The following is a 17,374-nucleotide window of genomic DNA, read 5'->3' as shown; positions in this document are numbered from 1 at the left end:
TGACTCAACAGTAAGTTACACAAAGTGAAACCTTCTGTAGAGTCATGGGTATGCATCCACACTCAAAATCCACCCAGCCAATGGGGCGGCTTCTCCGAAAACTGACCCGTCTGGCCAGCGAAGAACGCTACCTGTTCACCCCCGAAGATCTCAGAGGGGTGGTGCCCGATATTTCCGAAGGTGCTTACAAAACCTTGTTGAGCCGCGCAGCTTCGGAAGGTCATCTGGCTCGGGTGTGCAGAGGGCTTTACCTGTTTGAAGCGGCCAAACCGTCTAGCGGATTGGTGCTGTTTCATGCCGCTGCCAGGCTACGTGCCAAGGAGTTCAACTACATCAGCCTTGAAACGGCATTGAGCGATAGCGGCGTTATCTCTCAGATCCCCATCAATTGGATCACGCTGATGTCTTCCGGTCGCAGCAGCACCATTTCATGCGGACGCTGGGGCACCATCGAATTCGTGCACACCCGCCAGAAACCTCAAGATCTGGTTGGCCTGGTTCACTATGACGCGCGTTGCCGCCTATGGCGGGCAACACCGCAACAAGCATTGCGGGACATGAAGGCCGCGAAACGAAACATGGATTTGATCGATTGGAGCGTCGCCAATGAGTTTGTTTGATGAACTGGTAGATGAAGCACTTAAACACAAACAGGATCTGGCGCCATTGCGGGTCGTGGTGGAAAAGGAATTGCTGCACCACGACATCATGCTCGCACTGAGCTCTGCCGGCATGCTCGCCAAACTCACCTTCATCGGTGGAACCTGCTTGCGTGCCTGTTACGGCTCAAACCGCTTGAGCGAGGATCTGGATTTCACTGGTGGCGCTGACTTCAATCGCGAGAGTCTGACTGAGCTTGCTCACGTTCTTGTCTCAACGCTGAAAACCAAATATGGCCTTGAAGTTGAAGTCGGTGAACCTGTTCGTGAGGAGGGGAATGTTGATACCTGGAAGCTGAAGGTTCAGACCCGACCCGGGCGCAAAGACCTTCCGGCGCAACGCATCAACATCGATGTGTGCTCCATTCCGAGTTATCAGCCACAACCCATGTTGCTGCTGAATCCGTATGGCGTCGACATGGGCACGAGTGGCCTTATTTTGCAGGCAGAAACGCGCGAAGAAATCTATGCCGACAAAATTGTGGCTTTTGCTCTGCGCCCTAACCGAATCAAGAACCGGGATCTCTGGGACATGGTCTGGCTACGTCAGCAAGGTGTAACGCCGCAGCTGGATTTGATTGGGAAGAAACTCAGCGATCATCGCTGTGGGCAGGATGAGTTCTTGAAGTTGTTCAAGGAGCGTTCAGAGCAGCTCAATGCAGATCTGAAAGTGGTGCTCGAATTCCGCAAGGAAATGAATCGGTTCCTGCCAGCAGACTTGGTCGCTCAAACCGTCAATGACCCGGCGTTCTGGACGTTTTTGGTCGGACATATACGTGAATTGTATGTGACGACGGAGAAGGCGTTGGCCGGAATTGATAGCGCTCAGGGGTTTGGTTTCAAGATGTAAAGTCCAGTAGTCATAAACAATGGGCGATCTCAGGGAGATCGCCCATTTTTTTATGCCGAAACTTGAGCCTGCAATCGACGGCCGACCACATCCATCAAATCGCAACCATCGCGCAGCGAAGTCACCAACACCCGCGCCAGTTCACTGTGAACCCCCTCGTTCACAGCAAAACTCTCCAGCAATTGAGTTGCCGTGCGAATTCGGTAAGCCGCAGTTTCGTGCAATACGTCCAGCGGTGCTTCGGTGTCGATCAGCAGCGACGCGATGGTGCAGTCGATGCCGGTGACAGGCATGTATCGATCCATGACAAAACCTCCATTTAGTAAAAGAGCGCGACCACTCAGTGGTGGCGGGCGGACGAAACTTCCGACACACCATTGGGTGGATCGAGGTTGTCCAGCGCTCGGTTTACCAACAGTTCACCCAGCACCGCCAACTGCTGAATCGCCAGTGCCACGTTACGGCGCGAGCCTTCGAGGTCGCAGGCCAGGTCGGTGGTCATGACGTTGAGTGAGGCGAGGGTTTCGCAGGCGTGAGCGAGCAGGGTTGGCGTGTCGACGGCGGGGAGGAGGGTAAAGACGTGACTGATGGGATCGGAGTGGTTCGGGTTGCGCAGGCGTGCGCTGATGATGCGTTCTGTGGTTTCGGAGAGTTGGCTTAAATCGGGTGCGTCTGCTTCTGAAAGTGCGGCAGATTCGGGCGGATTTGGGGTGATCTTTTTCATGATGGAGCTCCTTGCGTTGGTGGGAGCTGCCAGTCCCCTGCTGTCAAACAGGATTGGGTGGCGGCTGTACGCGGGTTGACAGACCGGAAACGCAAGCATCCAGTGCACCCGAAGATGCCCCACGCACAGCCACCAGAACGGAACTGCACACGTGAAAGGATGCCGTTTTATCCGGAGGAGTGAAAGCTTGCGGTTCTTCAGCCTGTCAAAGCCGATCGCTGATTTGCAGCGACACCTGAAGGCTATCGACGCAGAACCGCTTCCGCCAGTTCATGAAAGCCGATACGAGTTGCGGGAAGTTTCCTAGGACGAGGACTACGTTCTTACAATAAAAGTCATTGATCAGATTTTACTGAAGCTAACGCTCCGAAATTCTCCTCTCATAGCCAACCTACGGCTGATAGAGGTAATTCCTACGCAATCTGGCGGTTGACGGTAAGGAAGGTGACGAGTCAAAGTTTGCCCATCAGCTCAGTACCGCGTGCAGTCAATTGTTAGATCTGCCCTGCAGTCCTGGGCTTTTTTTCGCCCAGAGAAAAGAGAAAAGGACGGATCTGTTTTCGGTGATCTACCCGAGCCTATTTTTTCTCAATACTCCGTAACCCCATCCCCCCGCAAAACCCACCCAGCCTCCCCAGCCATCAACCGATACCGAACCTCGCGCATCTTCCCCGTCCTCCCGGCCCCGGCGTCCGCACTCTCATAAACCGGAAAGCGCCGCACCAGCACATTTTCCACCACCGCAAACTCATCCTCGCCCTGATAGCCCTCGGCTGCTTTGGCGTCCTCACTGACCGGCGGAAGATAAATCTCGCTGAGCGATTTTTTGCGATTCGCTGAATAGGCGACGAGTTCACCCGGCAACCCGCGTCCCGGTGATCGGGCAAAGACGTAAAGCTCTGGCGAGCCATCCCGATCAAGGTCCGCCACCTCGGCCCGGACGACGTTTCCCGTCAATGGCCGTGTGAAGTCTGAATTATCGGTTTCCAGCCCTTGAGGTGAAATACGCAGCACACGGTGGTCATCGATCCCCTCCGTCGTCACATGAAACCGGATGCCCTGTAATTCAAGCGTCTGGTCAAACGGCCGAGTGCTGTCCGAGGCATCAGCGGGGCTGAGGATCAATGAAAGGTTGTAGTTCGCCACCTCATTGCGCCGTGCGGCGTTGCGCATGAGGTACACCTGAACCGTGTACTCACCATCGGCGGGTAACGGACCCATGAAATGGTTGCCCATGATCGAGCCGTTAAACAGCGCGTAGTCCGCGCCTTTGGCGGTGATGTTGAAGTAGGCAGATGTATTGGAAGGCTTGAGGTCGACGGTCAGTATTTGGCCCGCCTTTGCACTCACTCGGTATTGCGCGGTGAGCGGGCCCTGGATGGACTGGTTGAACTCGACAGCGTCGGCGCCTTTTTCGAAAGTGACTCGTTCGACTCGTGGCGTAACTTTAGTGGCCGCTTGTGCAGACAGGGAAACAATGGCCGCAAGCGCGGCGGCAAGCCAGATGTTCATGTTTGATTTCCTGCAAGCGCGACAGCGCCCAATAGCCCTACCCAAATTGATTACAGCTCATCTGATCATATCGTGTGCTTGAAATGATGCTCCCAAGGCTTCACGCCAGCGCGCCGGTCTGATTCGCGAAGCTGAGCTGAAGCGTCGATGATGAGGAGGGCTTGAAGCCTGGCGTGAGTTCCGGTGCAGACGGAGTTTGCGGGTCAGAAGTGGCAATTGTATGACGGCCTGTAACTGATAACTGCCGTCAAATAAGTGACGATTTTAGGGGCAAATTACCGCTCGGCGATAAATTAGACAAAGTATTGACAGTGCCAATCTGATCTCCCATTATCGGCCGCGTTTTGATGGCCTTGCGCCACAAAGTTGGCGGACTTCAACCACTCGTATCCGCTCTAATGTTCAGGGAGAGATTTCATGTTTGTTGAGCGAATACTGGTGACTGGCGGTGCCGGTTTTATTGGGTCGCACCTCGTAGAAGCCTTGCTGGGCAAGGGCTACAAGGTTCGCGTGCTGGATAATTTGTCGACTGGAAAAGTCAGCAATCTGCCGATGGACAATGCCAATCTGAACCTGGTCATCGGTGATGTCGCGGACGGCGCCGTAGTGGCACAAGCCATGCGCGATTGCGGTGCTGTCGTTCACCTGGCCGCAGTGGCCTCGGTGCAAGCATCGGTGGATGATCCGGTCAGCACCCATCAAAGCAACTTCGTCGGCACCCTCAACGTGTGCGAAAGCATGGTGAAGGCCGGGATCAAGCGCGTGGTATTCGCGTCCAGCGCTGCTATCTACGGCAACAACGGCGAAGGCACGGCGATTCACGAAGACACGCCAAAATCCCCGCTCACGCCGTATGCCAGCGACAAACTGGCCAGCGAGCAATACCTCGATTTCTATCGCCGCGAACATGGTCTGGAGCCGATGATCTTTCGGTTCTTCAACATCTTTGGTCCACGCCAGGATCCGTCATCGCCGTACTCTGGCGTGATCAGCATCTTTACCAAGCTGGCCTTGGCCGAGCAGTCGGTGGCGATTTTCGGCGACGGTTCGCAGACCCGCGACTTCGTCTATGTCCAGGACCTGGTGAGTATTCTCGTGCAGTCCCTGGAAGTCAGTGAACCGAGCCCCGGCGCGGTGAACGTTGGCCTGAGTCGTTCCACCAGCCTCAACGATCTGATCGCCGAATTGGGCACCGTCACCGGCAGCCCGTTGAAGGTGATTCATCACGCGCCACGTCAAGGCGACATTCGCCATTCGCGCGCCAACAACAGTCGCCTGCTGGAGCGTTTCAAGCTCCCGGAACCGACCGCCATCGGCAAGGGGCTGTCGCAGCTTATTCGCAGCCTGTAACCCGGCCGGTTCCACTGTCCGACATCCAAGCAGTATCGGTTCAGTCCATTCAAGAGTGAGTTATGGAAATCGTTTTTCGCAGGACGCGTGTCCGCGCGGCCGCTAAACGGCTGCTCGCCGCTTTAGCGTTGTTCGTGAGTGGGCCCGCTGTTCAGGCCGCAGCATTGCCGCAACCCGCCAGCGTGGTTTTCTGGTACGCCGATCAACCACCCATTTCCGAGTTGGCTCAGTTCGACTGGTCAGTGGTCGAGCCGGGGCATCTGACCGCGGGCGACGTCAAAACACTGCGCAAGTTGGGCAGCCAACCGTTCGCCTACCTGTCGGTGGGCGAGTTCCATGGTGGCAAGGCCGAGCTCGAAAAGGCATCCCTCACGGGAGCGGTCAGCCCGGTGCGCAATGGCGCGTGGGACAGCCAGGTCATGGACCTCGCGGCACCTGCCTGGCGTGAACATTTGTTCGGCCGAGCCAAGGCGTTGCAGGCCGAAGGCTACGCCGGGTTGTTCCTCGATACCCTCGACAGCTTCCAGTTGCTGCCGGAGTCGGCGCGAGAAACACAGCGTGTGGCACTCGCCGGTTTCCTGCGGGAATTGCATCAACGTCAGCCAAACCTGAAGCTGTTTTTCAACCGTGGCTTCGAAGTGCTGCCCGACCTCGATGGCGTGGCCGCCGCGGTGGCGATCGAATCGATTCACGCTGGTTGGGACGCTTCCGCCAAGCGTTATCGCCCGGTACCGGAAGCCGACCGCGAATGGCTGGAAACCCAGATCCAGCCGTTGCGCGCCAAAGGTATTCCGCTGGTAGCGATTGACTATCTGCCGCCGGAGCGCCGCGATGAAGCGCGCAAACTGGCCAAGCGTCTGCGCGATGAGGGCTTCATTCCCTATATCGGCACGCCAGAGCTGGACTCGATGGGCATCAGCAGCATCGAAATCCAGCCGCGCCGAATCGCGATGCTTTACGACCCGCGCGAAGGCGATCTGGTGCGCAACGCCGGGCACACCTTGCTCGGCGGTTTGCTCGAATACCTCGGCTACCGGGTCGATTACCTGCCGGTCGACGGCTCGCTGCCGGAGCACCGTTTCAGCGGTTTGTACGCCGGGATCGTGACCTGGATGACCAGCGGCCCGCCGCAGGACGCATCGGCTTTCAATAGCTGGATCGGCAAACGTCTGGACGAACAGGTGCCAGTGGTGTTCTTTTCCGGCCTGCCGATTCAAGACCCGCTGCTGCTCAAGCGCCTGGGCCTGAACCGCTCGGCGCCGATTGGTACTCAGGCCTTGACCATCAGCTATCAGGACAAGGCGCTGATCGGCGCTTTCGAAGCCCCGGTGCAGCCCCGGTCCCGTGACCTGACCGCAATCTCCCTGCTGCCCAAAGGCCCGAAAGCCGCGTTGCTGCTGACCGCTGCCGACGGCCAGACATTTGCCCCGGTGGCGACGGCCGAGTGGGGCGGTGTTGCCCTTGCGCCATACATTCTCGAAACGAATAACGAGCGCAGCCGCTGGATTCTCGATCCGTTCGCTTTCCTCCAGGCCAGCTTGCGCCTGCCGGTTCAGCCACGCCCCGACACCACCACCGAAAACGGCCGCCGCATCGCCACCGTGCACATCGACGGCGATGGTTTTCCGTCGCGCGCTGAAGTGCGCGGCACGCCGTATGCCGGCAAGCAGGTGCTCGACGATTTCATCCGGCCCAACCCGTTCCTGACTTCGGTGTCGATCGTCGAAGGCGAGATTTCACCGCGCGGCATGTTCCCGTTCCTGGCGCGCGAACTGGAACCCATTGCCCGTGAGTTGTTTGCCAACCCGAAAGTCGAAGTCGCCACCCACACCTTCAGCCATCCGTTTTTCATGCAGCCGGAAGTGGCGCAGAAACGTGAGAACTTCAACCCGGAATACGGCTTGAAGATGGCCATTCCGGGCTACGACAAAATCGATTTCCGCCGCGAGATTTTTGGCTCGCGCGACTACATCAACCAGCAGCTCACCACCCCGGAAAAACCGGTGAAGCTTGTCTTCTGGCCGGGCGATGCCTTGCCCTCGGCAGCGACCTTGAAGCTGGCCTACGACGCGGGCCTGAAAAACGTCAACGGCGCCGAGACCATGCTGACCAAGGCCAACCCGTCGCTGACCGGTCTCAATCCTTTGCTGCGTCCCACCGAAGGCGGCCTGCAGTACTACGCGCCGATCATCAACGAGAACCTCTACACCAACCTGTGGAAGGGGCCGTATTACGGTTTCCGCGATGTGATCGACACCTTCGAACTCACCGACAGCCCACGGCGCTTGCGCGGCCTGCACCTGTATTACCACTTCTATTCGAGCACCAAGCAGGCCTCGATCAAGGCGATGAACGAGATCTACGGCTACATGAAGGACCAGCAACCGATGTCGCTGTGGATGAGCGACTACCTCGATCGTGTGCACGGTTTGTATCAGGCCAGTCTGGCGCGCACCGCCGAGGGTGACTGGCAGGTTCGCGGCATGGACGCGCTGCGCACCCTTCGACTCGACCCGCAAATGGGCTGGCCGGACCTGCTGCGTTCGCAAGGTGTTGCCGGTGTTCGTGACTTGCCGCAAGGCCGGTATGTGGCGTTGAGCAGCGACCAGGCGTTGCTGGTGTTGCGTCCCGACCGGGATGAACGGCCGGCGCTGGAGGAGGCCAACCTGCCGTTGGTGGACTGGAAATATGTGGATGAAAAACACGTGAGCTTTTCGTTTGCCGGTCAAGTGGACCTGAGCTTCTCCGTGCGCTCGGCGAGCAGTTGCCGGGTGGAAGTGGACGGGCAAACTTTTGCAGGCAAGGCATCCGCCGGTCTGTGGACTTTTCAATTACCAATGAAGCAGGTGAGTCATGGTCAGCTCTACTGCATCTAACGCCTCAGCAACTAAAAGCCGCCGCCTGCTCAATCCCTGGGCATTGGCGGTGGTGGCGGTGGCCGTGGGCGGCCTGTTGTGGCTGACGTTCCAGCGCGAAGAAGTGTTCCAGCCGGACGGCCGTGAGCCCGATGCGGTCTCGGCCAATTACGCCGAATTGCTGCTGGCCGCGCACCCGGATGACGATCACCTGCGCTTGCAGCTGGTCGATCTGCTGATCCGTCTCGGCGACTACCCGAAAGCGCGCCTGCACCTTGAGAACTGGCCGAAACCGGTCGTTGAGTTGCAGGCCTATTACCGGCTGGAACTCGATGCATTGGAAGCGGCGAAAGCCGATGATCCGATCGCGCAGAAAGCCTTGATCGAACGCCTGCAAAGCTTCGATCACCGCCTGTTGCCGCTGCCGCAATTGCACAACCTGGCCAAGCTGGCGCTGACGCTACAAGCGCCGGCGTTTGCTGCCAGCGTCTACGAAGAAATCGCCGACCGCGACCCGGCCCAGCGCATCGCTTCGCTCAAGTCCGCCGCGCAGTGGTACCTGGCCGGTGAGCAACCTGGTCGCGCCGCCGACATTTATCTGCTGCTCAAACAGGACAGCCAGCAAGCGTCCGAGCGTCGCGAATACGCGCAACTGGCGTTCAACAGCCTGTTGGCCGCCGGTCGCGGTGAACAGGCCGCGCGCGTACTGGCCGATGAACTGGATCAGCTCAAGGATCCGCAAACCGATTCGCCGTGGCTGGAGCAGGGCGTCGACGTTGCCGTTGGCAGCAAGCGCTTTGATCTGGCGCAGCGCTTTCTGGATCAGTGGCGCGTGTTGCAGCCGGACAACCCACAAATCCTGCGCAAGGAATTCAGCATGCGCCTGGCCCTCGGCGATTTGGCCGGTGCGTGGGACAGTGGTCAGCAGCTGGTGGCTGAGCACCCGGATGACTTGGCATTGCTCGAGCAAATGGGGCATCTGGGCGAATGGCGTGGCGACAGTCAGGCCGCCCTCGGCTACTGGATTCGCCTGCTCAAGCTGCACGAAGACCCGCAAACCCGTGAACACGCCTGGCGTCTGGCGAGTCAGCAGTTCGACTTTGACCATGCGATTCCCTTGCTCGCCGAGATCATGGAGCAACGTGCGCTGACCGACGTCGAACTCGATGCGCTGATCTACGCTCACGAATCGCGCGGCACACCGGCCCAGGCCGAAGCCTGGTTGCACGCCTACTTGCGCAAGTACCCGGCGCATCGCCTGGCCTGGACACGCCTGCTGCAGAACCTGGAAAACACCGGGCAGTTCGCACAGAAAACCGAGGTCTATCAGCGCTACTCGAAACGCTTCGCGCTGACGACGACCGAGCGCATCGACTGGGCCAATACCGACCTTAAGCTGTTTGATAATCAGGCGGCGTGGGAGGTATTGCAGGTTGATAACCGCAAGATCACCGATGAGGGTTACTGGCGCTTGCGTGCTGCGCTGGCGTGGGATCTGGAGCTCGATGACGAGCTGCAGTTTTCCCTGGAGAAACTCCTCGCGCTCAAGGGTTCGCTGAACAGTGGCGACGAAAGTCAGCTGATCACGATGTACCGCACCAGCGATCCGAAGCGGGCGCTGACCATGATGGTCGGCAGCTGGAAGCGCACCCGGGATCCGCAGCGTCTGGTTGAATCCTTGCAGCAAGCCCAGGAATTGCAGGATTGGCCGCAAGTGGTCGCGCTGCTCAAAGACGCCGAGCAATACCCGGAAGCCAACGAGCAAGCACAAGTGCTGGCGATTCGCGGTGCCTTGGCGGTGCAGCAGGGAAATATCGACGAGGCGCAGCGTTTGTACCTGTTGGGCCTGTCGCGTTTCCCGGATGACAACCTGTTCCGCGAGCGCCTGATGTGGCTGTACGTTGATCAAGGCAACACCGCCGCGCTCAAGCCTTTGCTGACGGAATGGAAACCCCAGGCGCGTCAGGACCGAATCCTCTGGCTGCCGTTCGCCAGTGCCAGCCAGATGCTCGGTCGCGATACCGAAGCGTTGGCCTGGTATCGGATGTACCTCAAGACCAGTCCGCAGGATTGGCTGGTGCGTGCGGCCTACGCCGATGCTTTGGAAAGCGCCGGTTATCAGGACGCGGCCCAACGGTTGCGCCTGAAGCTGCTGCGCAGCCCCGAAGGCGAAAACATTCAGCCATCGTCCCAGCGTTATGCGATCTGGTTGCGCTTGATGGCCAGCAGTTATTCGCCGGCCAAGGCACAGCAGGACGTGGCGAAGTGGAAAGACGGCTCGCCGGCCATGCTGCAATTGTGGTTCGAGCGGTTGCTGGCGCGTCTCGACGCGACGAACCAGGAATCGCAGAAAGACCAGTGGCTGGAGTGGGCGCGCAGCCAGGGCTTGAAAGTCCAGCGTTACGAAGAAATCCAGCAAGCCTTGCGCAGCCGTAACAAGGCGCAAGTCGAAACACTGTTGGCCAGTAGCGACCTCAACCCGGCGCAACGCGCCCAGGCCTTGAGTCGTCTCGGCCGCTTCGACGAAGCTCTAGACCTCAGCCAGTCCGCGCTGGGTGACGATCAACCGGCTGCCGTGCGCGAGCAGTTGCGCCGTCAGGCTGCCGAGTTGCAGGAATTGACGCCGCAGGGCGCGCAGCTGTCCTGGCATCAACAGGATTTCGGTGGCCTGGAATTCAACACCCCGCGCCTGCAAATCGCGCACAACCTTGGCGCTCAGTGGTACGCCAATCTTGAGTTGGAGAATGGCACCTACAACAGCGATCAGCTGATCGAATCGCGCATGGGCGATGAGCGCAACGCTGCGCTGACCCTGCAACGTTCGGTGGAAGACGGCGGCTACAAATTGTTCGCCGACACCAGCCAGCGCAAGGACGACGACCGAAATGGCCTGGGCCTGTCCCGGACCTGGCAGTTGAGCGCCAGCGACCAGATCGAGACCGGCCTGGACTGGCACCGCAAAAGCGAAGACAGCGGCCTGATGCGCGCTTTCGGCCAGCACGACAGTGTGTGGGTCGGCGGTCGTCACGGGTTCTCGGCGCGGGATCAGATCAGCTGGGAAGTGGCGCAGAAATCGTTCTCGACTCGTGCGGGCGATTCCTTGGGCAACGGCCAGGCGCTGAAGATGGAATACAACCACACGCTGGAATTCGCCGGACCTAACTGGACCGTGCGCAGCGGTGTCGATTATCAGCACAACAACGTCAAGGACCGCACGCTGGAGTACCTGTCCAGCGCCAACGGCGGTCCGGTGAAAAGCGTTGATGACTCGGACGATCCCGCGATCGTGACGGCCAACGATCTGCTGCAAAGCCGTTACGGCCAACTGTATGTCGGTAGCTCATGGCGTCGCGGCTTGCCGGGTGCCCTGGTGCGTACTCGCCCGCAATACACCTGGCTGGTGGACGTGACGGCGGGCTGGCAATGGCTGGATCAAACCTTCAACTACGGCATCAACACCGGGATCGGCGTCGAAGTGCTGGGCGGTGACGAATTGGCCCTTACCGTTGGCTACCAATCCGCGCCACAAGGCGGGGACGGTCAGGCGGGCGGAACACTGGGTGTGAGCTACGGCGTGCGATTCGGACGCTGATCATGAAATGTTTACGGGAGAAAAACTGATGCAAGCAATTCGTAATCTGAGCCTGGCTCTGGCAGTCCTGTTCGTCGCCGGTTGCGCCAGCTTTACCGGCGACACCAGCCCGAACTTTGCGCGTACTGCGAAGTGGGGCACCGTGCCGATGATCAACTACTCGCAAACCCCGCAAGCCGGCGAGCGTGCCGAGCAGATCCTGCTCAGCGTGCTCAGCAGCCACGGTCTGCAACCACGTGTTTACCCGGTCAGTACGCAGGGCGAACAAGCGCTGATGGACGACAACGAACGCTTGGCCGGCGCCCTCGATTGGGCACGTGATCAGAAGCTTGATTACGTGGTCGCTGGCAGCGTTGAAGAGTGGCAGTACAAGAACGGTCTGGACGGCGAACCGGCAGTGGGCATCAGCCTGCGCGTGCTCGAAGCCAGCAGCGGTCGTGTGCTCTGGAGCAAGAGCGGCGCGCGTGCGGGCTGGTCCCGTGAAAGCCTCGCCGGCACCGCACAAACGGTGCTCGACACACTTGTTGGCGCCCTTCGGTTCGAGTGAATGCAATGAATTCTCCTCACATGGATTACAGCCTCGCGCCGCGTGCCAGCGGCCCGGTGTCTTGGCTGGAAACGCTGTTGGTCACCGGCGCGGCGATCGGCCTGGGCTTGTGGCTGACCCCGCAAGACCCGTTGCAAATGCACGCCGGTTTCCCTTGGCCGGTGCTGGCGCCGCTGCTGTTGGGTGTGCGTTATGGTTTTGTGCGTGGCCTGCTCAGTGCGGGCCTGTTGGTGGCGGCGCTGTTTGCGCTGCGCTATATCGGGCATGAAGCCTACGCGCAGCTTGATCCGTCATTCATTGTTGGCGTGCTGGTCAGCGGCATGCTGGTGGGCGAGGTTCGCGATCTGTGGGAACGGCGCTTGCAGCGTCTGCAGATGGCCAACGATTACCGCCAGTATCGACTCGACGAATTTACCCGCGCGCACCAGATTTTGCGGGTTTCCCACGACCTGCTGGAGCAGCGCGTGGCGGGCAGCGATCAAAGCTTGCGCAGTTCGTTGCTGGGCTTGCGCGACAAACTGCGGGTGATGCCGGACGAAGGCGATGCACTGGCCGCGCTGGCCGACCCGATCGTGGGCATGCTCGGTCAGTACGGTGCGCTACGCGTGGCCGGGCTGTATCGCGTCGATGAACGCGAAGAGAACGTGTTGCCCGAAGCCCTGGCGACCATCGGCGTCATGGGGCCGTTGGGCACCGAAGACGGTCTGGTCAAGCTGTGCCTGGAACGCGGTGAGCTGGTCAGCGTGCGTCAGGAACTGATTGATGCCGGCAGCTCGGCGCAATTCTCGTCATTGCAGGCCTGCATTCCGCTGATCGATGCCGAAGGTCGTTTGCTGGCGATTCTGGCGGTGCGGCAGATGCCGTTCTTCGCCTTCCAGGATCGCACGCTGAGCCTGTTGGCGTTGCTCGCCGGGCACATCGCCGACCTGCTGCGCCGCGACCCGCAAGTGCTGCAACTGGCCGACGCCGATGCGCAGCAGTTCACGCTGCAACTCAAGCGTTCGCTGGTGGATGTCGAGCAGCACAAACTGGCGGCCGGCCTTTTTGCCTTCGAATTGACCCGCCCCAACGATGAGCTGTCGCGTCTGTTCGAGCGCAGCCAGCGTGGCCTCGACCTGCAATTGCCGCTGCGTAATAACCGCGATCATCAGCTGTTGCTGGTGCTGTTGCCTTTGACCAGTCCGCAAGGCACCGAAGGTTATCTGGCGCGGATGAACCTGATGCTGCACGAGCACTTTGGCATTGAAAGCAGCCTCGACAGCCTCGGCGTGCGCGTGTTGCCGTTCAACCTGGAGCCTGGCTGTGAACGCAACGGGCTGCGTAATTTCCTGTTCAACGAGTGTGGCCTGAATGATCAGCAAGTGGCTGTTTAGCGGAGCCTTGTTGTTAGAGGCGGGCAGTTGGGCCAGCTTGTGGCTCACCGCGCCCGAGTTGCAACAATTGCTGGTGTTCACCCTCAGCCACGGCCTGGCGTGCGTGATGTTGTGCGCGGCCGTGTGGCTGTTGCTGCCGGCGCGCTACCGTTCGCCGCTGCCGTGGAGCCCGCTGTTTATCTTCAGCCTGGCGTTCTTCGTGCCGGTGCTCGGCGCGGTCGGCGTAGTGGCGGCGATTTTCCCGGCGCTGTACCTGCCGCGCAAACGCGACAAGCAAGCCTGGCAAGCGGTGGGCATTCCGAAGCTGCCGTTCCGCGCGCAATTGCAACTGCACTCGCCGATCTTTGCCGATGGCGGTTTGCAGGACGTGTTGCGCCATGCCCCGGATCCGGATCAGCGTCTGGCCGCCCTCTTGGCGACTCGGCGCATGCCCGGCAAAGAAGCGGTGCCGATCCTCAAACTGGCCCTCGGTGACCCGAGTGACGATGTGCGGCTGCTGGCGTATTCGATGCTCGACAAGCAGGAAAGCGACATCAACCTGCACATCCAGATCGCGCTCGGCGAACTGGTCAACGCCAACGCCAAAACGGCGGGTGCGCTGCACGGCAGGCTGGCGCGTTGGTATTGGGAGCTGGCGTATCTGGGCCTGGCGCAAGGCAGCGTGCTTGATCACGTGCTGACCCAGGCCAGCGAACATGCCGAGCAAGGCTTGAAAGCGGGCGAGGGCGGTGAGCTGTTCCTGCTGGCCGGGCGCATCGCGCTGGAGCGTGGCGATGTCGAGCGTGCCGAAGTGCTGCTGAGTCAGGCTCAAGAGAACGGCATGGGCGCGGCGCAGGTGCTGCCGTTTCGCGCCGAGCTGGCGTTCGAGGCCGGTCGTTACCACGAAATTCCCGGTTTGCTCGCCCGTCTTCCCGAGGAAACCCGTCAGCGGCCGCCGTTCGCCGCATTGGTCAGGAGCTGGACATGAGTCACAAGGAACAGGCACCGGTTGCCGACATCTGTCTGCTGCTCGAAGGCACCTGGCCTTACGTGCGTGGCGGCGTTTCCAGCTGGATTCACCAGATGATCCTCGGCCTGCCGGAACTGACCTTTTCGGTGATGTTCATCGGCGGCCAGCGTCAGGCCTATCCGACCCGGCGCTACGAAATACCGGCCAACGTGCTGCACATCGAAGAAGTGTTCCTCGAAGATGCGACCCATCCGACCAACACGCACGTAGAGCCGCGCGAGGCTGACCCGCAGCAGTTGCAGGATTTGTATCGCTTCCTGCATCACCCGGATGCGCCAGACCCGGCCCTGGGCGAACGCTTGCTCGACTGCATCGCCCAGGGCCACATGACCCTCGACGACGTGCTGCGCAGCCGCGCCAGTTGGGAGTCGCTGAGCGAAGGCTATCGCCAGCATTGCGCCGATCCGTCCTTCGTCAATTATTTCTGGACCTTGCGCGCGATGCAGTCGCCGTTGCTGATGCTCGCCGAAGCCGCGCAACGGATGCCGAAGGCGCGGGTGCTGCATTCGATTTCCACCGGGTACGCGGGCTTTCTGGGTTGCATCCTCAAGCAGCGTTGGAACTGCACCTACTTGCTCAGCGAACACGGGATCTACACCAAGGAACGCAAGATCGACCTGGCTCAGGCCAGCTGGATCGCCGAGAGTTCCGGCCAGGCGCTGAACCGCAGCCTCGATGCCGGCTCGGGTTACATCCGCACCTTGTGGGTGCGTTTCTTCGAGCGCATTGGCCAACTGACCTACAACAGCGCCGACAACATCATCGCGCTCTACGACGGTAACCGTCAGCGGCAGATCAAGGACGGCGCCCTCGCGACCCGTACTCAAGTCATTCCGAATGGCATTGACCTGCCGATGTGGACCGCAGCGCTGGAATCCCGCGCCCACGGCATTGCGCCTGTGGTCGGTTTGATCGGCCGTGTGGTGCCGATCAAGGACGTGAAAACCTATCTGCGGGCGATGCGCGGGGTGATCAGTGCCATGCCGCAAGCTGAAGGCTGGATCGTCGGTCCGGAAGAGGAAGACCCGGAATACGTCAGCGAATGCCGCAGCCTGATGGCCAGTCTGGGCCTGGAAGGCAAGGTGCATTTCCTCGGCTTCCAGCGCATTCAGGACATCCTGCCGAAACTCGGCCTGATGGTGCTGACCTCGATCAGTGAAGCGCAGCCGCTGGTTATCCTCGAAGCCTGGGCCGCCGGTACGCCGGTGGTCAGCAGCGACGTGGGTTCGTGCCGCGAGTTGATCGAAGGCGGCAGTGCCGAAGACCGTGACCTCGGACACGCCGGCAAAGTGGTGGCGATTGCCGACCCACAAGCCACGTGCGCCGCGATCCTTGAACTGTTGCGCAGCCCGCGACGCTGGCAGGCCGCCCAGGCCAGCGGCTTGTTGCGGGTCAATCGTTATTACACCGAAGCCTTGATGCTGCAGCGTTACCGCGACCTGTATCAAGCCGCCATGGAGAACAGCTAAATGGCCGGTATTGGCTTTGAACTGCGAAAAATCCTTTCGCGTGATTCCTACACGGCGACCTTGCACGCCTACGTCTACGCCGGGCTGATCAGCTCCGGGCCGTGGGTGTTGTCGATCATCAGTGTCATGCTGGTGGGCATCATCAGCATCGGCCTGTTGCTGCCGAACATGCTGGTCGGGCAGTTCCTGGTGACGGTGACGTACCTGATGGCCACCTCGTTGATCCTGACGGGTGGCTTGCAGTTGTTCTTCACGCGCTTCGTCTCCGACCGTTTGTTCGAGCACAAGTACGATCAGATCCTGCCCAACCTGTTGGGGGTGTTGTTGCTGGTCACCCTCGGCGCCGGGTTGTTGGGGATCGTCGTGTTGGGCTTGTTGTTCGATGAGCCGCTGATTTACCGCGTACTGGTGTTGGCGAACTTCGTGGTGCTGTGCAACTTGTGGCTGGTGATCATCTTCCTCTCGGGGATGAAGGCCTATAACCGCATTCTGCTGGTGATGCTGGTGGGTTACACGCTGATGGTCGCGAGCGCCTACCTGTTGAGCTTTTTGCAGATGCCGGGCTTGCTGCTGGCGCTGTTGATCGGGCACAGCACGCTGCTGTTCCTGTTCCTCTACGACATCCTGCGCGAGTACCGCGCCGAGAAACTGATCGCCTTCGATTTCCTCGACCGGCGCAACGTTTTCCTCAGCCTGCTGGCCACCGGTTTCTTCTACAACCTGGGGATCTGGATCGACAAATTCCTGTTCTGGTTCAATCCCGGCACCTCCAATGAAATCGTCGGCCCGCTGCGTGCTTCGATCCTCTACGACTTGCCGATCTTCCTCGCGTATCTGGCGATCATCCCCGGCATGGCGGTGTTTCTGGTGCGCATCGAGACCGACTTTGCCGAGTGGTACGACCGTCTGTTCCGGGCGATCCGCGAAGGTGAAACCCTGCAACACATCGGGCAACTGAAAACCGAGATGACCTTGTCGATCCGCCAGGGCCTGCTGGAAATCTGCAAGGTGCAGGGGCTGACGGCGGTGCTGTTGTTCCTGTTCGCGCCGCGCCTGCTGGAATGGCTGGGTATCTCCAGTTATTACCTGCCGCTGTTCTACATCGACCTGATCGGCGTGAGCATCCAGGTGGTGTTCATGGCGTTGCTCAACGTGTTCTTCTACCTCGACAAGCGCACCGTGGTGCTGGAGCTGTGCGTGCTGTTTGCGGTGTTGAACGCGATGCTGACGTTGTTCAGCATGTACCTGGGGCCAAGCTTCTTCGGGTATGGGTTTACGCTGTCGTTGCTGATTTGTGTATTGCTGGGTTTGCACAGGCTTTCGACGGCGCTGGAAGATCTGGAGTACGACACTTTCATGCTGTCTCGCTGACGTTACGGTTCAGGCAAAAAAGGCACTGGCGATCATCGCCAGTGCCTTTTTTTTGTCCGACTG

Annotated in this window: 13 protein-coding genes; 10 read left to right on the top strand and 3 right to left on the bottom strand. The window is 59.9% G+C overall.

From position 1 onward, the window contains the following. Positions 1-44 precede the first annotated feature (44 nt). Both abiEi and BLU63_RS06155 read left to right on the top strand, forming a co-directional pair. A complete protein-coding gene (abiEi, locus tag BLU63_RS06160; RefSeq protein WP_231990943.1) occupies positions 45-620 on the top strand; it encodes a type IV toxin-antitoxin system AbiEi family antitoxin in 576 nt (191 codons plus the stop codon). After that, positions 607-1,509, top strand: coding sequence for a nucleotidyl transferase AbiEii/AbiGii toxin family protein (locus BLU63_RS06155; protein WP_083375089.1), 903 nt, complete (start codon positions 607-609; stop codon positions 1,507-1,509). Before abiEi ends, BLU63_RS06155 begins: the two co-directional genes overlap by 14 nt. Positions 1,510-1,559: 50 nt before the next feature. Here the strand turns inward: BLU63_RS06155 and BLU63_RS06150 are convergent, their stop codons facing one another. From BLU63_RS06150 to BLU63_RS06140, 3 genes are all read right to left on the bottom strand, one after another. Beyond that, positions 1,560-1,814 (bottom strand): hypothetical protein, encoded by a 255-nt coding sequence (locus BLU63_RS06150; RefSeq protein WP_010463676.1) that lies wholly within the window; start codon positions 1,812-1,814, stop codon positions 1,560-1,562. A gap of 35 nt (positions 1,815-1,849) precedes the next feature. Further along, entirely contained in the window at positions 1,850-2,233 is a 384-nt protein-coding gene (locus BLU63_RS06145; RefSeq protein ID WP_083375088.1) for a DUF6124 family protein, read from the bottom strand. Between the two features lie 588 nt (positions 2,234-2,821). Continuing rightward, complete coding sequence (locus BLU63_RS06140; RefSeq protein ID WP_083375087.1) at positions 2,822-3,745, bottom strand: hypothetical protein; 924 nt, start codon at positions 3,743-3,745, stop codon at positions 2,822-2,824. A 417-nt stretch (positions 3,746-4,162) separates the two neighbouring features. Between BLU63_RS06140 and BLU63_RS06135 the strand changes: the two genes are divergently transcribed. From BLU63_RS06135 to pelG, 8 genes are all read left to right on the top strand, one after another. Next, positions 4,163-5,095 (top strand): NAD-dependent epimerase/dehydratase family protein, encoded by a 933-nt coding sequence (locus BLU63_RS06135; RefSeq protein WP_010463668.1) that lies wholly within the window; start codon positions 4,163-4,165, stop codon positions 5,093-5,095. Positions 5,096-5,157: 62 nt separating this feature from the next. Further along, a complete protein-coding gene (locus BLU63_RS06130; RefSeq protein WP_083375086.1) occupies positions 5,158-7,971 on the top strand; it encodes a bifunctional glycoside hydrolase 114/ polysaccharide deacetylase family protein in 2,814 nt (937 codons plus the stop codon). After that, positions 7,949-11,542 carry a tetratricopeptide repeat protein gene (locus BLU63_RS06125; protein WP_083375085.1) on the top strand — a complete coding sequence of 1,198 codons (3,594 nt, stop codon included), beginning with the start codon at positions 7,949-7,951 and terminating at the stop codon, positions 11,540-11,542. The genes BLU63_RS06130 and BLU63_RS06125 overlap by 23 nt, the downstream gene beginning before the upstream one ends. Positions 11,543-11,570: 28 nt before the next feature. Beyond that, a complete protein-coding gene (locus BLU63_RS06120; protein WP_010463662.1) occupies positions 11,571-12,089 on the top strand; it encodes a hypothetical protein in 519 nt (172 codons plus the stop codon). A 5-nt stretch (positions 12,090-12,094) separates the two neighbouring features. Beyond that, the gene (locus BLU63_RS06115) at positions 12,095-13,462 is read left to right on the top strand and encodes a PelD GGDEF domain-containing protein (RefSeq protein ID WP_083375084.1); all 1,368 of its coding nucleotides are present in this window, start codon (positions 12,095-12,097) and stop codon (positions 13,460-13,462) included. Continuing rightward, complete coding sequence (locus BLU63_RS06110) at positions 13,440-14,429, top strand: tetratricopeptide repeat protein (protein ID WP_010463659.1); 990 nt, start codon at positions 13,440-13,442, stop codon at positions 14,427-14,429. The genes BLU63_RS06115 and BLU63_RS06110 overlap by 23 nt, the downstream gene beginning before the upstream one ends. Further along, complete coding sequence (pelF, locus tag BLU63_RS06105; RefSeq protein ID WP_010463656.1) at positions 14,426-15,940, top strand: GT4 family glycosyltransferase PelF; 1,515 nt, start codon at positions 14,426-14,428, stop codon at positions 15,938-15,940. Before BLU63_RS06110 ends, pelF begins: the two co-directional genes overlap by 4 nt. Beyond that, the gene (gene pelG, locus BLU63_RS06100) at positions 15,941-17,311 is read left to right on the top strand and encodes an exopolysaccharide Pel transporter PelG (RefSeq protein ID WP_010463655.1); all 1,371 of its coding nucleotides are present in this window, start codon (positions 15,941-15,943) and stop codon (positions 17,309-17,311) included. It abuts the gene before it with no gap. Positions 17,312-17,374: the final 63 nt, after the last annotated feature.

This window comes from Pseudomonas mandelii, assembly GCF_900106065.1.
Classification (GTDB): Bacteria; Pseudomonadota; Gammaproteobacteria; order Pseudomonadales; family Pseudomonadaceae; genus Aquipseudomonas; species Aquipseudomonas mandelii.
Note: the sequence above shows the minus strand (reverse complement) of the source record. Positions and strands in the feature narration are given on the sequence as shown.